Consider the following 19,413-nt stretch of genomic DNA (forward strand, 5'->3'; position numbering starts at 1 on the left):
ATATTAAAAAGGAGATAGTGTCTTAGACTTTAAATACACCCAAGTCTTACTTAGATATGGTGTAAATATGACTAAAATGACTATCACTAATAACATCCAACACATCAGCTCGTAATAATCCATTGCATACCTCAACTCTATTTGTTTACTCAAATCAGTCAATAGCAACTTCTCACTCGCCTCTTGTGCAGGAGTGTGTAACAATCCTCTTCCCTCAAGCTTACTCATTCCTTGATTGAGTTTGCGTTGTAAGAAAGGATTTGCATAGTTTAAATAATCAGCAAAACGACTTTGGTGAAGACTACTACTGTATAGATTGTAATAGTTCATCACAGCTGTACTCGTTGTATATCCTAAATAGCGTATTGCCAAACAAACTGCTGCGGCAGAAGGGCCAAGTTCTACAGGTACAGAAGCAACACAATATATAATAGTCGGAACCATTAATAATCCTACTCCAAAACCTTGACAGAACAACAGTATATAATATGAATCATTATTGGCAGTTGGAACAAATAATAAATACATTCCTAAGTGATAAAGGAATAAGAACACAAAACCTAAACTCCAGATAAAACGCATCTGATATCTTCTCAACAACCAAATACAAGCTACCACTACCCCTGCTACTAAACCGATCAGATTAAAGACGTTTAGATAAGACAAATGTCGAGGGTCAAGATGTAGCGCAGTAATAAAGTGCGTATTGGTAATCCCAGAAGCAAATCGGCATATGTAGAGTATAAACAATAGGAATAAGCCTATTTTAAAGTTTCTATAGTTCCATACATCCCAATTAATATAAGGTCGTTTTAATCGCTTCTGACGAGCTATAAACACTATCATTGATAACAATATTCCCAATCCTACCCAACGTATAGTCTCATCTTCGAACCAGTAATACTGTTGCCCATAAATAGCCATATAACCAAATAGCACAACAGCTACTGCATACAATACAAAACTCTCCCAATCTAAATTGTACAACGGCAACTTACGACTAAGGCGCACATGTCGCATAGTCAACATAATCATAATCAACCCAGGCACAAAAGAAAAAGCAGCTACTTTATACAAGAAAGAATAGTCATACTGATCAATGATATCTGAAGTTATCAATTGATTAAAGGGAGTAGCACAAATCAAGATTCCATAAAAACAAGAGAATGATATCTCCCTTGCCTTAGAACTTTCGAGGCGCATATACATAGTCGAAATACACAGATTCACTGTACTGGCAAACAACATCCCTTGTAAAAAGCGAATAGGGAACACTATACATAACGCCTGCACATTATACAGCACAACACAACCTAAGAGCTGTAGAACATTAAAGATTATGAAGTATTCCTTAGTCGCTAAGTAAGTAAAGAAACGTCTCTCTAAGCTATAAAAAGACACAAAGCCTGCATAAAGCAAAGAGACTGAAAACTGTATATCACGAGGATCACAGCCAAAATAACCTGCTGCTGCTGTAGCATTAGCAGCAGGTAGAAAGAAGAGGACAATACTCGGCATCAAAAGTACAAAAAGGATGACGCGTACTGCCCACTCTGGTATCCAATTAACAAATAAGGTAGATGTATCGCTACTTTGCATCTTTTTGTTTTTTAGAGATAAGAACATTTACATTCATACCTGCTTTTAGCAATTCCTCAGAATCACTTGGTGCTGTAATCTCGATACGAACAGGGATTCGCTGTACTATCTTAACGAAATTCCCTGTAGCATTATCGGGAGGGAGTAATGAGAAGCTCGAGCCTGTGGCTGGTGCTATAGAAATCACTTTTCCTTTAAACTGAGTGTCAGGATAAGCATCTACAGCAATCTCTGCTTCATCTCCTAAGCGGATATTTCTAATCTGTGTTTCCTTAAAGTTAGCCACAATCCACTTAGGCGTTTCATCATTCACTATATAAGTTAAGACTTGACCAGGCGTAATCATTTGCCCTAAGTCAATACTTCTCTTCCCCATCCTACCACGATATGGAGCAGTGATAACTGTATATCCTACTGTCAAGTCTTTATAATTTTGAAGTTGTTTTAAGCGAGAAATCTCTTTCTCTAATACTCTTTTTTGGGCCTCTATATCCGATATACTTGCTTGAGCAGCTTGTGCATTCTCTACACTGCTTTTCCAGTCACTTCTATCGATATCAAGCTGAGCGCTTTTTTCTTCTAACTGTTGAGCAGTAGCAGCATCTACTTCATACAGTTTGTGATATCTATTATAATCTAATTCTTGTTGCTTAAACTTTGACTCACGTCCTTGTATCTGACTCTTTGCAGCAGCAGCTGTTTGCGCTAATGTATACTGGCGTGCTTCTAACTCTTTTAACTGAGCATATTGTTTATCTATATCTGCTGTAGTTTCTGCTTGAGCATAGATATACTCTCTATTATCCACTATAAGTAAAGTATCTCCTTTAGCTACTATCTCATTCTCCTCATAGCGCACCTCTGTTAAATATCCTCCCACTCGCGCTATAACAGGGTTAATATACTCTTGTACTTGTGCATCGTTTGTCTGTTCATATCTCCAATAAGTCCAAAGCGTGCGAATACCCCAAATACAACCAAAAAATATAACTGCTAATGCGATATAACGCGTTACACGAGTAATAAAGCGGTCTGTAATTTTAATACGTGTCTTAATGTCCATTATAATAGTCCTTTTGCTTGTTGAAGAGTATAATATTTGTAAATGCTATCTAATTTGGCAGCTTCTAATTCAAACTGCGTTTGCAAATGCTGTAAATCAGCATCTAATAAATCTGTGAGTAAGGATATTTTATTAAAATAAGTATTCTTGATAATGCGGGCATTCTCAGAAGCTTGTGCTTTGTTCTTAGTACAAACTTCTATTTGTACTAATGACTCTTTATATCGCAAATAAGCTTGTTGCACTTCTTGCTTGATTTGATCTTGTATATGGTGATGTTGTATCTCCTCTTTCTCATGCTCTAAGGCACTGCTTTTGATCTTGTGTTTATTGTGATAAATAGACGAAATAGGAAAAGAAACCTGTACACCTATAGTTCCTAAACTATACCAGCTTGGATTATAAGGGTATAAGAATATCTGTGGATTAGCCATAGTAAAGTTTCCGATAAGTCCAACACTTGGTTTATTAAGTGCTTTTATCTTCTTTTTCTCTATTTCACTTAGTGCAAGGTCTTCTTCTGATAGCAAATGCTTATGAGCGTGCTCTGCTGCTATTCCTAAGGCCTCTTCATAAGGTTCTACTATAGGTAGTTCTTCTGATAGCTCTTGAGGTAAGACAAATTCTGTATCCTCTTGCCCCATTAATAAGGTCAACCTCTGGTTTTCTATTAGAATATCGTTTTCTATTTGTACTAAAGTCATTTCTCTCTTAGACACTTCCATTGTAGCACGTAGCACGTCACTCTTAAGAATAACGCCGTGTTTATAGAGTTTTTCCACTTCTGCCAATTGCTCTTTTTGATCTGCGATATCGTGTTTTATCACTTCTCTAAAACGCAACACCTTAGCCAGTGTCAAATAACTCTTCGCTGCTTCTAAGCGAACTTCAGACTGTGATAACTCAGCGCGAATAGCCGTTTTATGAGCAAGTGTTTTGCGCTCTTCTATCTCTAAGTTTTGGCGATTACCACTATAAAGATTTAGGTACATAGACACTCCTGTGTTATAGAGTGTATGGATGACATCGTGTTGTTCTGGCTTATTAAATATCCCGTTAGAATATACAGGAATATTACTTGCTTTCTCAACTTTAGCAACAGCGTTAAAAACTGGATATCTCCCCATCTGCGCATCTTTTGTATTCTCTTGGCTAATCTCTTGTTCTTTGATATAGATTAACGCTTTCTTACTCTGTACATCCGTTTGTTGCCAAACTTCATTTAGGGTAATTCTAAGGGTGTCTTTAGGTAAAATTGACAAGTTTGTAGTTTGGCTATACCCCATCAGGGTACTACTTGCAAACACAGGTAATAGAAGGCGACTTCCGAGGTTCATATACTATTTTTATTCGTCGCAAAAGTAAAGGGAGTACACTATACCTTGTACTTCTAAAATAGTCAACTTTTTATTGAAAACAGACAAAATCATCCTTACTTTTGTGCCCCATAATAATTAGCCCTATCCATGAGAATCATTGACTCATTAGACTTCATAGACACTGTAGAAGATGGTGTATTCGTAACTCACGAAAAATCAGACAAACGCTATCCGCTACATCAACATCAAAAAGGGCAATTGACCTATGTAGAGGGAGGAATCACATATGTAACTGTAGATAATATTACTTATGTAGTACCTGCGCGTTACTTCTTTTGGATCCCAAGTGGTGTTCCACATATATTAAAGCTTAGTCACTCCGCTACTGTACTTCGCTCTTTGTACTTTTATACAAATGATGACAATAAAAGTCCTTTCTATAACGAATTGGGAATATATGCAGCTTCTGATTTAGTAATCGAGATGATTGCTTATACTGAGCGTTGGCATGACCTTATGGTAGATCCTCAGACACCTAACTTTGAGTTCTTACAAGCTTTAAAGAATATATTGCCTTCTTCCATTAATAAGAATATGCAATTACAACTTCCTATCAGTGATAATCCTCGTATGGTTAAGATTACAGATTACTTAGATATACACTTTGGGAAGCAACTTACATTAGCAGATATTAGTGATAAGTTTAATCTTAGTGAGCGCTCTGTATCACGCCTCTTTCAGGCAGAACTTCAAGTTCCTTTCTTACAATACCTCAAAGCACTACGCATTGTAAAAGCAATAGAGTTATTGATGAAAACAGAACAGTCTATAAGCGAAATAGCGAATACAGTAGGTTATGTAACACTTGGTTCATTTAGCAATGCCTTTCGCGAATTCACAGGGATACGCCCTTTGGAAATGAGGAATAAAAGAGAGGGGTAAGTTGAGAAATAGAGGATAAAAGTATTTACAGCTAATGATGAATATTTTAAGACCACACCTCATTAACTGTAAACCATATGTACTTATCCTAAGTTATGTCTTTCATAAGAGTGTGTATAAATCTCAATCATATTTCCGAAAGGGTCTTTTACATAAACCATCTTATAGGGTTTATTCCCTGGATCTAACTCTATAATATCACACATTTTTTCTCCTCCATGTTCTTCAATTCTTGCTACTAGCTCCTCAATATTAGGATCTTGTACACAAAAGTGGAACATTCCTGTACGAAATGGAGTATTAACTGATTCTTTATCAGTGTTATTTGCAAATTCAAACAACTCACAACCTATTCCATCAGCTGAACTCAAATGAGCAAAACTAAATTGTTTCCATCCTGTACCATACAGTATCTTACCAATCTCTGCAAGTCTTCCTCCTCCTACTTCATTAACAATAATAGGACCTGATAAGTGATACCATCCCATTACTTCTGTATAGAATGCTATTGCTTTAGCTAAATCTGGTACTGTTAGTCCCACGTGTGAGAAATTAACTGGGTAGTTTCTTTGTTCTATATTTTTCATTATCCCATAGTATTAACGATTAAACCTATATGTGTAAAATAGTTTAAAGCACCGAATAACAACCATACCCATCCTACTAATGTCAACAAAAAGTAAGCAAACTTAACTGTGTTATTATTGTGATTTCCTTGCGTAAGCTTTTCTAAAGTAGAAGGCATAATTACAGCCGCTATTCCAATACCTGCATATACTAAAGAAATACACACTGCCTCAAACATTGGATAATCGGCAAACATACCTGAGATAGGTTCTTCCTTTGGCGCTGCAAATAGTTGGTAAATAACTCCTGCAAAAGCAATACCAATCATTCCTAATCCTATTCCAATCATAAGATATTTGAAATGTCTAAAGTTAGCTGCTATAGCCTGCATTCTATTCTCATTCTCTACTACATCTTTCTCATGTTTCCAGAAATAATAAGCAATAGGTAATAACATCGCTCCTAATACCAGAGAAGGTTCTCCAAAGATAATATTATCAAAAGGGAAGTACTTTGCCAATGGCCAAGTAACTGTCATATGAAGTCCTGTTGTAATTAAGATTAAAGCTAATGTGAATAGATTCATTGCCCAACCTTTAGGATTTACTTTTTGATTATTAATCAAACTTCTTCCTATTGTTGCTAGAGACAACAGTGCTGCACCAGAAGCTACAGCCATAACAGTATTGTAAGTTGGCAATTGTTGCCAATCAATAATTAATTTATCCATAAGATTGTTTTTTGGTTTTATTAAATTTAATAAAAACCTATCAACTTTCGCATCAGCACCCAGACTTTAACTACCTTTCTATTTGATATTCATTATTTTAAAATCCTATTTAATCAAATATTTGAAGCATTCATAAAAAAGAAAAAACACTAAAAGACAATACTTTACGTTTATTATATATAAACTATTATATGAAAACACTATTCTCCTACTTCTGTTTACTCTTTATAACTACCGTCAATGCTCAAGACATAAGAGGTACTTGGATTATTAGCTCTGTTATTCACGATAAAGAAGCTGAGGAATACATCTTATCACCACGTACAGATATGAGATGGGGTAACTTTATAGAATTTACAGACCTAAACACTTTTACTAGCTATAACTCTTGGCCATGTGGTAACGATTGCTTTATTACCTCTAAAGGTCGATATAATCTATCTAACAATACTGTTAGTCTATTCTTAAATAGTTTAGAATACAATGTGTATTGTAAAGAACTAAAACCCTTAAAGGATACTGACCTTGGTGTTTTTACCATTACTCATAAAGATGATAATATCATTCTAAAGAAGGTAAAGAAATAGAGAAAATTACACATTATTATTCAGATCTAACACAAAAAAAACGAGTCATTACTGACTCGTTTTTTATTTACTTCTTTACTTTATCTATTTCTTGTTGGATAAGTTTCCAATCATAATAATGAAAAACCTTACCATTACTCATCATAACTAACATCCCTTTATCGAAAGTATTATTTAGTCCTAACGAAGTTATCTCTAAGCCATCACATTCTATTGCTGAGACTGGTATTTTAGCGATTAACTGATGATCATGTGGATTAGCTCCTTTTCCTTCTCTTGGATAAACTAATATAGCATTCTCTTGTTGGTCAGAAACTATAATATACCCCGTCAGATCATCTTTCTTATAGATACCAATCCCTTCATGGTCTCTTTTAGCATCCTCCTTTGCAAAGAAAGCCAACTCTTGATTTCCCTTTTCAGGATCAGCATAATACTTACGTACACCTACTGTTTCATCAGAATAATATATATACCCCAATTCTTGATCCACTGCTATTGCTTCTATTTCTTTCTTTCCACTATAAGTACCAAACTTTCTCTTTAACTCAAGACTCAACTTACCTGCATCATCTGATTGTATCTTATACTGCCATAAGTATTCTTCAGAAGGGCCACTCTTACGACCTACTATTGCCAAAAGAGATTTATACTCTCCTTCTTTCTTTTCAAATAGAGCAATTCCCATTGGTTCATTGTAATTTTCTTCTTTTTCTCCTTCGAATACTTTCAAACCTCCATCATCTATAGGGGTTAATTCTGGTAATCTGAATACACGTATGGCATTAGCATTGCGTTCTGTTACCACAGCAATATCAATCAGCTCATTTTTATAAGAAAATCCATATACAATATCCACATTATTAGGGCGAGCCATATCTAAATGTTTATTAACTATTTTTCCTTGTAAATCATAAGCATAGATACCTCCTCCATTTTCCTTATCTGTACCGATAACAAGGCTTTTACTCTTATCTATTGGATTAACCCAAATAGCAGGATCATCAGTATCGTATATCGTTTGTTCTGTAATTATTGTCGGTTGTATAGCATCCTCAGCCACAGGAGCTAATTTATCTTTACAGCTTACTAATAATGCTAAAGCTACTAAAGAGTAGATATATTTATTTTTCATTATTTATCCTTTTTAATTATATGTGTATATAACACTTTTGCTTCTGCCTTATCTGCTTTGACCACTTGTACAGTCAATTCCTTATCTAAAATAGAAAACGTCATAAAGCCTGGTTCTGCTGCAGCAAATATAGTATGTTCCATTTCTCCTGACGGTCTTACCTCACTCGCTGCACCTGATAAAAACTGTGTTGTATAACGTTCTTTAGGTTTTATAATTTGCAAATCATGCTCATGCCCACAGATATAAGCATCTACTTTATGTTTATCAAAGAAATCCGCAAACTTCTGCTCAAAACCTTGGGTATCCTTATTCGTTTTACGCTTCCCTCCACTATACATAGGATGATGTCCTACTACTATTTTCCATTGAATAGATTTATCCGCTTTACCTAAAGTCTCTTCAAGCCATTTCATCTGTTTAGCAGTATCTTGTTCGCGAAGATCACCATACTTACTGCTCTTCTGATAACCATCTATAAACGGATTAGTATCCATAACCACTAACAACAGCTTTTCTCCATTGTCAAGTTTAAACTCTTTACTATAATAACGATCAGGCATATTCCATCGTTTACTAACTTTAGTATAATCTACTTGTGCCTGTACATTACCTAGATAATCGTGATTTCCTAATGCAACATACCAGTCTGCATATAAAGATGGATTGGTATATATACTTTCAAAAGAAGATATCCAGTGGTAATCTTCTGTGCTTGCTACACCATTAGGATAAAAATTATCTCCTACCGATACCACAAACTCTCCGTCTAATACCACCATTGCATTTCCCATTTCTCTAGCCACATCTCTTTGATAGTAATCTCCTACTCTACCAAAGTCTCCCATAACCAAAAAGTTAAAGCTATCATCTTTATAAACTAGACTAGGAATATTGTTCCCACTATATCCAGTACTTTTCTCATACTCAAAAGGAGTTTGTGCATGACTATTAAAAGAAAGAGCGATTAAGGTTAGTATATATAATATTTTTTTCATTGTAAGTTATTATAATGGAACAAGGGCGATTCATATTCGCCCTCATTCTTATTTTGTATTATTTATTAGAAATCAAACTTCAATCCTAATGTAAACTTAGGTTGATAGTACTCCATTTGTTTTACTCTATGACTCACTCCTTGATAATATCTCAAAGGTTGATTAGTCAAATTATTTGCTTCTGCAAATACACGTAAATAACGTGTGATTTTATATGAAGCATTCGCATCTAAGAATAGTTGCTTATCGTAATAACTATCTTCGAACTCATTTCCTCCTAATGCGTCTAAGTAATCAGATGTATAATTTACAGATACTCGAGCCGAAAAACGGTCATTCTCCCAAGATAAAGATCCATTAAACATGTGTGGAGCTGCACCTGGCAACTTCATGTTTTTTCTTAGTTCCCCATCCTCATTAGCTATCCCTTTAGCTTCAGAGTGTGTATACGTATAGTTTACATATACTCCTAAACCTTTAAAGAATTTACCTGGTAAGAAATCAAGTTGTCTTTGGAAAGCTACTTCTACTCCAAATAAGTTTACCTGATCACCATTTCTTTGTTGCATAAATTTCCAATTCTCCCCAGTCTTAATAGGGTTTACTTGATCTGGGAAAAGCTCAGTAAAGTTATCTCTTGTAAATGAATCCGATCTATAAGTATAAATAAAGTCATTTAAGTTCTTATAAAATATACCCGCTGAGAACATCCCTACAGATTTAAAGTACTTCTCTGCCATTAAGTCAAAGTTATAAGCATAAGTTGCCTTTAAATCTGGATTACCTGCTGATAACGCGTTATCTTGAGATGATACATTAATATAAGGTGCCAATGCATAATAATCTGGTCTAGCTAATGCTGTTGTAAATGCTGCTCTGTAGATCCAATCAGATGCAGTCTGATACTTAAAAGTAAGACTTGGTAATACATTGGTATAACTATTAGTATTTGATACTTGCCCTACTAAATCACTCTCATCTACTATATGATTACCTGTATAATCTATACTTGTATGTTCAATACGAGCACCTACTATCATCGATAAGTTCTCATTGAAATCCTGATCCCAACGAATATAACCAGCATAAATATCTTCTTTAGCTTTAAAATTAAGTGCTAAATACTCAGCTGGTACAGCTTCTTTTTTAAACAAACTACTATTGTGTAGATCTAATCCTCCTAAATAATGATTAGAAGCAAAATAACCAGGTACATACTTATTTCCAGCTTGGAAATCATTTCCACCATAATAACTATTTGGCACAACATCTAGATTACCTATTACATTAGTACCTATTGGTGAGAACTTATAAAACATATTCTCACGTTTCTTGTCTTTCAACCTTAAACGACCTCCAAATCTCAAACGTCCTTTTTGATCTTCAATAACTGAAAATGGTACTCTAAAATTTAACTTTGCTCCAAATTCACTATCTTTTGTAAAATTGTCATTCTCTGTAAGGTTTCTAAATGAGAAATTACCTGGAAGATCTTTAGCAGAAGTCACCATCGGAAATTTGCTATCACTTAAATGCTCCTGCATAGACACCTTCTTATTTTGAAAGTCAAGGTATCTCTCTCCTGGTCTATCTTCTGAAGCTCTTGAATAATTAACAGACCAATCCATATCTAAATTACTAGACCATAAATGTGTACCGCTTAAAGCATAATTCTGAATTCTTTGATCTTCCAATCTAGTATTCTTATTTCTATTATTATCTACACCACCTTTAGTTTCTCTTCTGATATCCCCAGTATAACCTATGATATTGTTATCCGCATCATAATCAGGTTTAATACTTCTATAACGCACACGATAGCGATTCTCTCTATCATCTCTCCAGTTATACATTACACTTGCATAGATAGTGTGGTTATCATTGATTTTATAATCAAATGCTCCAGAAAAACTACGTCTTACACGTTGAACATCATATTTTCGAATATCATATTCACTTAGATATACATTATCATATTTATCCTTAGCCCATACAGCTTCCACATTATCTGATCCAAAGTTATTACTGTTATAAGAACCACTTAATATCATTCCAAATTTAGAATCAAAGAAACGATTACCATATACAAAACTACCAATATAGTTACCTTTCTCACGTATTGGATTATACCCTCCTGCTAATGTAGCAGAGATACGCTCTCCATAAGGGGAAGCTCTTGTAATTAGATCTACAGAACCACCTATAGCATCAGCATCCATGTCAGGAGTAAGTGTTTTATTTACCTCAATAGACGAAATCATATCAGCCGGAATTAAATCCATTTGTACATTTCGATTGTCTCCTTCAGCAGATGGAATACGATCTCCATTTAAAGTAACAGAATTTAAACTTGGAGCCAATCCACGAATAACTATATTTCTTGCTTCTCCTTGATCATTTTGCATTGTTATACCAGGAACACGTTTTAGTGCATCTCCTACATTTGAATCAGGAAAACGTCCTACTTGGTCAGCAGAAATAACATTCGAAATATTCGAATTATTCATCTGTTGATTTAAGGCTTTAGCTTGTCCTTTTAAACGTTCACCTATAACAACTATACCTTCTAGTGTTTCTACATCTGTAGAGAGACTCAAATTCAAAACCTTATTTTGTCCTGATACTATCTCTACTTCTTTTTGAAGTGAAGTATAACCGATATAATCAACTGTTAAAGTATATTTCCCTTCGGGAATATTTAAGAACTCATAATAACCACCACTATTACTCACAGTATATTGTTTTCCATTATCTAACAATACAGCTGCTCCTGGTAGAGAACTTTTATCTCCAGAATCAACAACCCTTCCAGATAATATACCTTTTTTTACATGGTTGTTTTGTCCATATACAGTAAATGCAAAACAAATTGCAAATAAGAAAAATAAGTACTTTAATTTCATAATAATTACATTGTATAGTTTTGCAGGCAAACTTAATAGCCACTCATCAAGTCAATGTTTAATTATTATTATCATTAACAAAACACATATATGTATATAATTACCACAAATAAAACATTCTATACATAAATTAAACACCATAAATCTAAATAAAACATAAAAAAACCAAGTATATAACACTTTACAGAAACAAAAACCAACACTCTCAATATTAATAAGATATTAACTCTATGTAAAGCTTATAAAACAAATAACCCCTTGTAGAAACTACAAGGGGTTATCATATTTTTTTACTTTCTATTACTTTCCTGTTCGAATAGAAGTACCTTCTAAAGAAGAATCATTTACTAATACATAAGATGCATACTTACGAATAGGATTAATTGCTTTTTTAATACTATCACCATTACCATTGATAACTGTGATTTCTTGTCTTCCCTCTGGGTCTATACTAATAGCAGTCACAGGTATCTCTATAACATCTTTATAGACGATAGATAAGATTATCTTATTATCAATACCACCGTCATCTCTAAGTTTTAGATTCTCTTGTACTGCAGAAGATTTATCTAAGAATACTAATTCACTATCACCTTTAATGTTTAGTTTAAAAGGAACACGTTGTCCACCTACTCCTTCGAATGAGCTCACAACAGTCGTCTGCCCTTCACCTGCTAATCCTTTTTTCCACTGTGGTAATTCATTAGAAGGAATATCAAAGTAAACATCATAGCTAACTAAGTTATACAGTATATTCTTATCGTTAGCTGCCAATACATCACCGACTCTTAGGTTTAGATTGCGAACAATACCTTCTCGTTCAGCCTTGATTGTATAACGTGTATATTTCTTATTATCCCCGTTTATACTCTCATTAAGCGTTTTTAATTGCTGACGAAGATCGTCTACTATCTGACGCTGTTTTAAGAATGCAGTAGTATCTTTTCTAGCAAGTTTCTGCATCTTATTCTCAGCACGCTCTATATCTTTCTTTAAATTCTTGTATTCATTAAGTTCTCTATCTCTTTCTTTTTTAGACATGTTAAGCGACCCAACTTCTATATCGTACATAGGTTGTCCTTCAGATACCATTTGTCCTTCTCTAGCTATTACAGATACAATTCTTCCTTCCACTGTTTCTCTTACAGGAGTACTATATTTCAACTTAACCTTAGCTACATATTCACGCGTATAAGTATGGTACTTACTTTGCAACAATAAAAGTGCGGGAAGTGTAGCTACTTCTTCTACTTTTTCCTCTTCTTTTACTTCTTCTATTGCTACTTGATTTTCTACTATTTCTTCTTCCTTGTGTTCTACAGCGTTCTCCACAGTCGCTACTTCAGTAGACTCATCCTCAACCTTTTTATTTTTATTACCATAATAACCTACCCCTACTAAGAAAAAAACACTTAGTACAGTCATTACAACCTGCTGTATTTTAACACTTTTATTACTCATATATCACTCTTGTAACTACAAAGATAACTAACTGATGCAAAGGACAGAAAAAAATTTAAATCAACCATAACTTCACAAACAAAAAAAACCAATATTGCGAACAATATTGGTTTAATCCTCAATCAAAAATCTACTATCAGTTATTAATGTCCTCCCAATGCTCTATACAAGTCAACTAGTGATGCTAAATAATCTCTTTTTAACTCTGCAAAATTCAAACTACTCTGTAATGCTAAGCCTTGCGCATTAACAACCTCTAAGTAAGATGCCTTATCCATCTCAAACATAAATTTAGTATTAGTAAGAGAAGTGTTTAATATATCCACTCTCTTCTTCATTACCTCCTCTTTTTGAGATATCTTATCTATCTTCACTAATGCATTGTGTACATCAGTAAATCCAGCTATAACTTTATTCTTAAATTCTATACCTGCTTTTTCTCTTTCTACAACAGCCATTTCATAAGCTGTTTTCAACTTCTTCTGGTTAAACAAAGGTTGTGTCAACCCTCCTGCTACCATTCCGAATAACGAAGCTGGTGCATTAAACCAATTTGATGCTTCAAAAGAGTTAAACCCTCCTTGTGCTGAAATAACAATGCTTGGGTACATTTGTCCTTGAGCTGCTCCTACTTTTGCATTAGCTGCTTTTAGAGCATACTCTGCTACCTGTACATCTGGACGATTACTTAAAAAATCCACAGGCACTCCAGTGTTTAAATCAGTAATGAAATTTAAATCACTTAATGTAACAGAGCGGGATATAGCCTGCGGATAATTATTCAAAAGCAAATTCAATCCACTTTCTTGTAAGGCAATCTCTTGCTCTATTTGAGGTATTAATTCTTTTGATTCTAACCATTGCGCTTCTGCTTGTTGCATAGCGATGATTGTCTCATTTCCTACCTCAAACATCTTTTTCGTTAAAGAGTAAGTATTCTCACGTAGTACAATACCTTCTTGTGCTATTTTTAACTGCTCATCTAACATTAACAAGTTGATATAACTTGTCGCTACCTCAGCAACTAATCTATTCTCTATAGCGCGTTTTACCTCTTCTGTTTGCATTAATGTAGCTAATGCAGCTTCTTTCTCTCTTCTGATTTTACCCCAGATATCTAGTTCCCAAGACAAGTTAAGGTTAGCGTTAAAATCATCATTAATACGTCCTGCATCATTAGCTGCTAGATAACTATTCTTTGAAGACTCCGTTCTATTAGCCGCTACATTCATTGTTAACTCAGGTAACAAAGCCATTCTTGACTGTGTGTATAACAATCGAGTTTGTTCAATGTTCTTAACAGCTAACTGTAAGTCCGCATTTCTCTCAATAGCTAGATCAATCAGCTTAGTCAATTCTTCGTTCTTAAAGAACTCCACATAACCTAACTGTGCTAGATCATTAACTATAGTATCCGAAGCAGCTTCATTATAAAACTGTTTTGGTGTTTCTACAGACGGTCTTTCATAGTTCTTTCCCACTTTACATGAAGCGAACAATACTGAACCTAATGCTATATATACTATCTTATTCATTCTTTCTCGTAATAATTAAACTTGTTGAAATACTAGTCTTCTAATACTTCTGGTTGCTCTGGTTGTTTTCCACTTACTTTCTCTTGTAAATACTGGAAGAATACGTATAAGAAAGGAATAACAAATACTCCTAAGATTACACCTACTACCATTCCTCCTGCTGTACCAATACTGATCGAGTGGTTACCTTGAGCTGATGATCCTTGTACAAACATCAGTGGAATTAATCCTGCGATGAATGCAAACGAAGTCATTAAGATTGGACGAAGACGTAAACGTGAAGCTTCTACAGCTGCGTCTACAATGCTCATTCCTCCTTGTCGTTTCTGAACCGCAAACTCTACAATCAAAATTGCATTCTTCGCGAGTAGTCCGACCAGCATGATGAGCCCTACCTGAACGTAAATATTATTAGCAATACCTACTGATCCGATGGCTAAGAATACCCCCATAATCCCAACTGGTAATGATAATAATACTACTAGTGGTAAAATGTAACTCTCATACTGTGCTGATAGAATGAAGTAAATAAATAAGATAGATAGACCGAAGATAAATACCATTTGTCCTCCTGACTTCTGCTCCTCTTTACTTAATCCTAACCAATCAATAGCATATCCTGCAGGTAATTTTTCTGCAGCTACTTTCTCTACCGCTTTCATTGCATCACCAGTACTTACTCCTGGTTTAATGATACCATTTACAGTAATAGAGTTAAATAAGTTATAACGGCTGATTGCCTGTGGGCCATACACTTTTTCTAAGTGTGCTAAAGAGCTAATAGGAATCATCTCTCCAGAACCTGCTGTTACATAAATAGTTTTAAACGATTCTTCGTCAGCTCTAAACTGAGCATCCCCTTGTACGAATACTTTAAACTGCTTACCAAAACGGTTAAAGTCATTCACCTGAGCAGATCCGTAGAATAACTGTACAGCACTCATCATATCGCTTACATCTACACCGTGCATCTTAGCTTTAACAGGGTCTACAACAATCTTATACATTGGGAAGTCAGCTTTAAACATTGTGAAGGCACTCTGTACCTCATCTGTTTCGCTTAAGTCTTTATTAAATTGGTTTACCACACTAGCAAACTCATCTATACTTCCTCCTCGTTTATCCTGAACTACTAACTCTAATCCATCAAAGTCTCCAAATCCTGGTACTGTTGGGTTAGCGAATACGTAGAACTCTCCTTCTTTTAACACAGTTAACTGTTCGTTTAACTCTGCTAATATTTCATTGATATCACTTACTTCTCCTCTATCTTTTAAATCTTTAAATGAGATGAATCCCATACCGTACGCTGGACTGGCAGCATTACCTAAGATGTTAAATCCAGAAATAGTAGTTACAGTTTTTACAGCTGGATGCTTTCTCATAATCTCATCACCATCCTTTAACACTGCTGCTGTTCTATCAATAGACGATCCTGGAGGTAATGAAAGAGCGAACATCGCAAATCCTTGATCCTCGTTAGGAATAAATCCTTTAGGCGTACTATTCATTAAGAACACCATTCCTATGATAGATCCTACTAAGATACCTAAGCTTAATACTTTTCGTTTGATTAAGAACTTAACTCCTACGATGTATTTATTTGTTAATGAAGTAAACCCAGCATTAAACGATCTAAAGAATCTAGTCTTAAATCCTGTTTTCTTAACTTCTCCAGTTTTTTCTAAATCGTGGTGGTGATTTTTAAGTAACAATGCACATAGCGCTGGACTTAATGTCAAGGCATTTACTGCCGAAATCATAATCGCAATAGCTAATGTATAGGCAAACTGCTTATAGAACACCCCTACTGGTCCTTCCATAAATCCTACTGGTAAGAATACCGCAGACATTACAAGAGTAATCGAGATAATAGCACCTGAGATTTCACTCATCGCTTTTGATGTAGCCTCCTTAGCATCTAGCCCTTCGAGCTCCATCGTACTATGGACGGCCTCAACTACTACAATGGCATCATCCACTACAATACCAATTGCTAGTACTAATGCAAATAGCGTTAGCATATTAATAGAGAACCCTAACATATTCAAGAAGAAGAACGTACCGATCAATGATACTGGTACTGCTATCGCAGGAATAAGAGTAGATCTAAAATCTTGTAAGAATATATATACAATGATAAACACTAAGATAAATGCTTCCATCAATGTATTTTTCACCTGATTAATAGACTCGTCTAATTGAGTTTTATTAGCAAATGTTACATTATATCTTAATCCTTTTGGCAACTGAGGAGTTAACTCATCAATTACTTTATATACTTGTGTCTGAATTTCATTGGCATTAGATCCTTTAGTTTGAAACACTGCCATACTCACAGCATCTAAGCTGTTAATCTTGTTCTCCTCATCATACGCTACCGCACCAAACTCAATACGAGCAATATCTTTTAAGTATAATACGTTACCACTCTTATCAGCCTGAACTACGATGTTCTCAAACTGCTCTGGAGTATTGTATTTACCAGGATATGTCAATGTATACTGTACAGCACCACCAGCATTCTGACCTAAGTTACCAGCTGCAACCTCCATACTTTGACTTTGGATAGCACGCTCTACATCAGCAGGAGTCAATCCTCTATTTGCTAATTTGTGCGGGTCTAACCATACACGCATAGCATAATCTTTCTCACCGTATAACTGTACTTTACCCACCCCTTTAATACGCTTTAACTCACGTACTAAGTTAATACGAGCATAGTTCTGTACGAATGTCTCATCATATAGAGTATTGTCCTCACTGATAAGGTCAATAATCATAATCATACCACGCTGTTCTTTCTGCGTGATTACCCCAGCTTGTAATACCTCAGCAGGTAAGATACCTGACACCTGAGCTACCCTATTCTGTACGTTTACTGCAGCTTGATCAGGATCTGTCTCTAAGTCAAAAAACACTGTAATAGAGGCTGTACCATCATTACTCGCTGTAGACTCAATGTGAGTCATATTTTCAACCCCGTTAATTACCTCCTCTAGCGGCGTAACTACAGATTTAAGTACTGTCTCAGCATTACCTCCAGGATAAGAAGCTGCTACAGTAACACTAGGAGGTGCAATATCAGGGAACTGAGCCATAGGCAACTGCGTTAACCCTACTGCCCCTAATATTACTATAATAAGAGATATAACGGTAGCCAGTACTGGCCTATGTATAATCTTTTTAAGCATTTGTTCTGTTTGTTTTAATTAAATAATTAATCTAGAGATTACTCACTCGCTTTAGCTGTGTTTGAACTTACATTACCTCCCGCATTTTTAGAAGTACTAGGTAACGCTGTTACAGACATACCGTCTTGTAATTGGTTTACACCAGTGATAGCAAGTACTTCTCCTTTTTCAATACCTCCTTCGATAAAGTAAGTGTGTAAGTTCTTTCCGATAATCTTAAGCTGTCTCTGATCTACAGTATTATCTTTATTCACTACATAAGCGAATATCTTATCTTGTAGGTCAGCTGTAGCGGCAATAGGAATTTGTACTACATCTCTATGTGTAGCCATTAAATTCACAATACCTGTACCACCGTTTCTCAATAGACGCTCTGGGTTATCAAATACAGCACGTACGCTGATAGAGTTAGTTCCCGCATCAAACTCTCCGTTGATTACATCCACTTTTCCAGTGATAGGATATTTATCTCCATTACTTAATTCTAATTCGATAGGCATTTTTAGTACGTTCTCAGAACCACCATTCTCTTTTATAAGATTAAAATAGTCTGCTTCAGTTAATGAGAAGTAAGCATACATCTGAGAGATATCAGACATAGTAGTTAACTCCTCTACTTCACCAGCTGTTACTAAGTTCCCAACACGTTTAGTAATACGCCCTAAGAACCCATCTACTGGAGCAGTAATCGTACAGTAGCTCAAATTAAGTTTAGCTTCTGCTACAGCAGCCTGAGCTTGAGCTACATTTGCCTTAGCGTTATCTAATACCGCTTCAGCTGTTTTTAACTGTATTGGAGATACGAACTTATTATCTAATAACGACTGTACTTTATCCTTCTCTAATTGAGCATTTACTAAAGCAGCCTGTGCAGCTTTTAAACTTGCATTTGCATTATTTAATTGAATACGATAAGGTTGTGCATCGATAAGTATTAATGCTTGTCCTTTTTTCACATAGCTTCCTTCTTCTACTAATATTTTTTCGATATATCCTGAAGCTTGTGCACGTACTTCTACGTTAACTCTTCCTTCTAATGATGCAGTATATTTCTTTAATACTAATGCATCACCTTTCTCCACTACACTGGTTTTTACCTCTAACGCATCTGTTGCTTCAGCCCCTTCGTTTGAGTCATTTTTACAACTAACGAAAAATACAGATAAACCAAATAATAGTCCTCCTAAAAACAAAACTTTCGTACTTCTATAAATTTTATTCATTTCTAACGCTTTTAACACAACAAAAATCAAAAATTATACCATTACAACTTCTAGAATTAGTTCGAAGCGTAAAAATTCGAACCTGAAGCGTCAAAAGTGATTACCAATACGATTAAGCAGTTTCCGAACCGTATAAATAGGCATAAAAAAAAGCTAC

General features: G+C 35.1%; 14 protein-coding genes. 2 read left to right on the plus strand and 12 right to left on the minus strand.

Annotated features, from left to right (window positions below; genetic code table 11):
* Window positions 1-3: 3 nt before the first annotated feature.
* Genes BMX53_RS07425 through BMX53_RS07435 form a run of 3 tightly spaced genes read right to left on the minus strand, consistent with a single transcriptional unit; the run spans window position 4 to window position 3,999 of the window.
* A complete protein-coding gene (locus BMX53_RS07425) occupies window positions 4-1,599 on the minus strand; it encodes an MFS transporter (RefSeq protein ID WP_074745592.1) in 1,596 nt (531 codons plus the stop codon).
* Window positions 1,589-2,662, minus strand: a complete 1,074-nt coding sequence (locus tag BMX53_RS07430; protein WP_074745448.1) for an HlyD family secretion protein — start codon at window positions 2,660-2,662, stop codon at window positions 1,589-1,591. Before BMX53_RS07430 ends, BMX53_RS07425 begins: the two co-directional genes overlap by 11 nt.
* Window positions 2,662-3,999: a TolC family protein gene (locus tag BMX53_RS07435; protein ID WP_074745451.1), complete on the minus strand. Its 1,338-nt coding sequence runs from the start codon at window positions 3,997-3,999 to the stop codon at window positions 2,662-2,664. Before BMX53_RS07435 ends, BMX53_RS07430 begins: the two co-directional genes overlap by 1 nt.
* Before the next feature lie 129 nt (window positions 4,000-4,128).
* Between BMX53_RS07435 and BMX53_RS07440 the strand changes: the two genes are divergently transcribed.
* A complete protein-coding gene (locus BMX53_RS07440) occupies window positions 4,129-4,923 on the plus strand; it encodes a helix-turn-helix domain-containing protein (RefSeq protein ID WP_063176930.1) in 795 nt (264 codons plus the stop codon).
* 83 nt (window positions 4,924-5,006) lie between these two features.
* Here BMX53_RS07440 and BMX53_RS07445 read toward each other — a convergent pair whose 3' ends face one another.
* Together BMX53_RS07445 and BMX53_RS07450 are read right to left on the minus strand one after the other, a co-directional pair.
* Window positions 5,007-5,510, minus strand: coding sequence for a VOC family protein (locus tag BMX53_RS07445; protein ID WP_074745453.1), 504 nt, complete (start codon window positions 5,508-5,510; stop codon window positions 5,007-5,009).
* On the minus strand, window positions 5,510-6,220 hold the full coding sequence (locus tag BMX53_RS07450; protein ID WP_038986501.1) for a DUF981 family protein: 711 nt from the start codon (window positions 6,218-6,220) through the stop codon (window positions 5,510-5,512). Before BMX53_RS07450 ends, BMX53_RS07445 begins: the two co-directional genes overlap by 1 nt.
* Before the next feature lie 191 nt (window positions 6,221-6,411).
* On the opposite strand from BMX53_RS07450, the gene BMX53_RS07455 reads away from it, so the two are divergent.
* Window positions 6,412-6,807, plus strand: a complete 396-nt coding sequence (locus tag BMX53_RS07455; RefSeq protein ID WP_074745455.1) for a hypothetical protein — start codon at window positions 6,412-6,414, stop codon at window positions 6,805-6,807.
* A 67-nt stretch (window positions 6,808-6,874) separates the two neighbouring features.
* Here BMX53_RS07455 and BMX53_RS07460 read toward each other — a convergent pair whose 3' ends face one another.
* The 7 genes from BMX53_RS07460 to BMX53_RS07490 form a co-directional block, all read right to left on the minus strand.
* Window positions 6,875-7,942, minus strand: a complete 1,068-nt coding sequence (locus BMX53_RS07460) for a phytase (protein ID WP_074745457.1) — start codon at window positions 7,940-7,942, stop codon at window positions 6,875-6,877.
* Window positions 7,942-8,940 (minus strand): metallophosphoesterase, encoded by a 999-nt coding sequence (locus BMX53_RS07465; protein ID WP_074745459.1) that lies wholly within the window; start codon window positions 8,938-8,940, stop codon window positions 7,942-7,944. Before BMX53_RS07465 ends, BMX53_RS07460 begins: the two co-directional genes overlap by 1 nt.
* Window positions 8,941-9,005: 65 nt before the next feature.
* Entirely contained in the window at window positions 9,006-11,843 is a 2,838-nt protein-coding gene (locus BMX53_RS07470; protein ID WP_074745461.1) for a TonB-dependent receptor, read from the minus strand.
* A gap of 300 nt (window positions 11,844-12,143) precedes the next feature.
* Window positions 12,144-13,304, minus strand: coding sequence for an efflux RND transporter periplasmic adaptor subunit (locus BMX53_RS07475; protein WP_074745463.1), 1,161 nt, complete (start codon window positions 13,302-13,304; stop codon window positions 12,144-12,146).
* Window positions 13,305-13,447: 143 nt separating this feature from the next.
* On the minus strand, window positions 13,448-14,839 hold the full coding sequence (locus BMX53_RS07480; RefSeq protein ID WP_063176938.1) for an efflux transporter outer membrane subunit: 1,392 nt from the start codon (window positions 14,837-14,839) through the stop codon (window positions 13,448-13,450).
* A 32-nt stretch (window positions 14,840-14,871) separates the two neighbouring features.
* On the minus strand, window positions 14,872-18,033 hold the full coding sequence (locus tag BMX53_RS07485; RefSeq protein ID WP_038986494.1) for an efflux RND transporter permease subunit: 3,162 nt from the start codon (window positions 18,031-18,033) through the stop codon (window positions 14,872-14,874).
* Window positions 18,034-18,071: 38 nt separating this feature from the next.
* Entirely contained in the window at window positions 18,072-19,256 is a 1,185-nt protein-coding gene (locus BMX53_RS07490) for an efflux RND transporter periplasmic adaptor subunit (RefSeq protein WP_074745465.1), read from the minus strand.
* Between the last annotated feature and the right edge of the window lie 157 nt (window positions 19,257-19,413).

The sequence above is a fragment of the Myroides marinus genome, assembly GCF_900109075.1.
Classification (GTDB): domain Bacteria; phylum Bacteroidota; class Bacteroidia; order Flavobacteriales; family Flavobacteriaceae; genus Flavobacterium; species Flavobacterium marinum_A.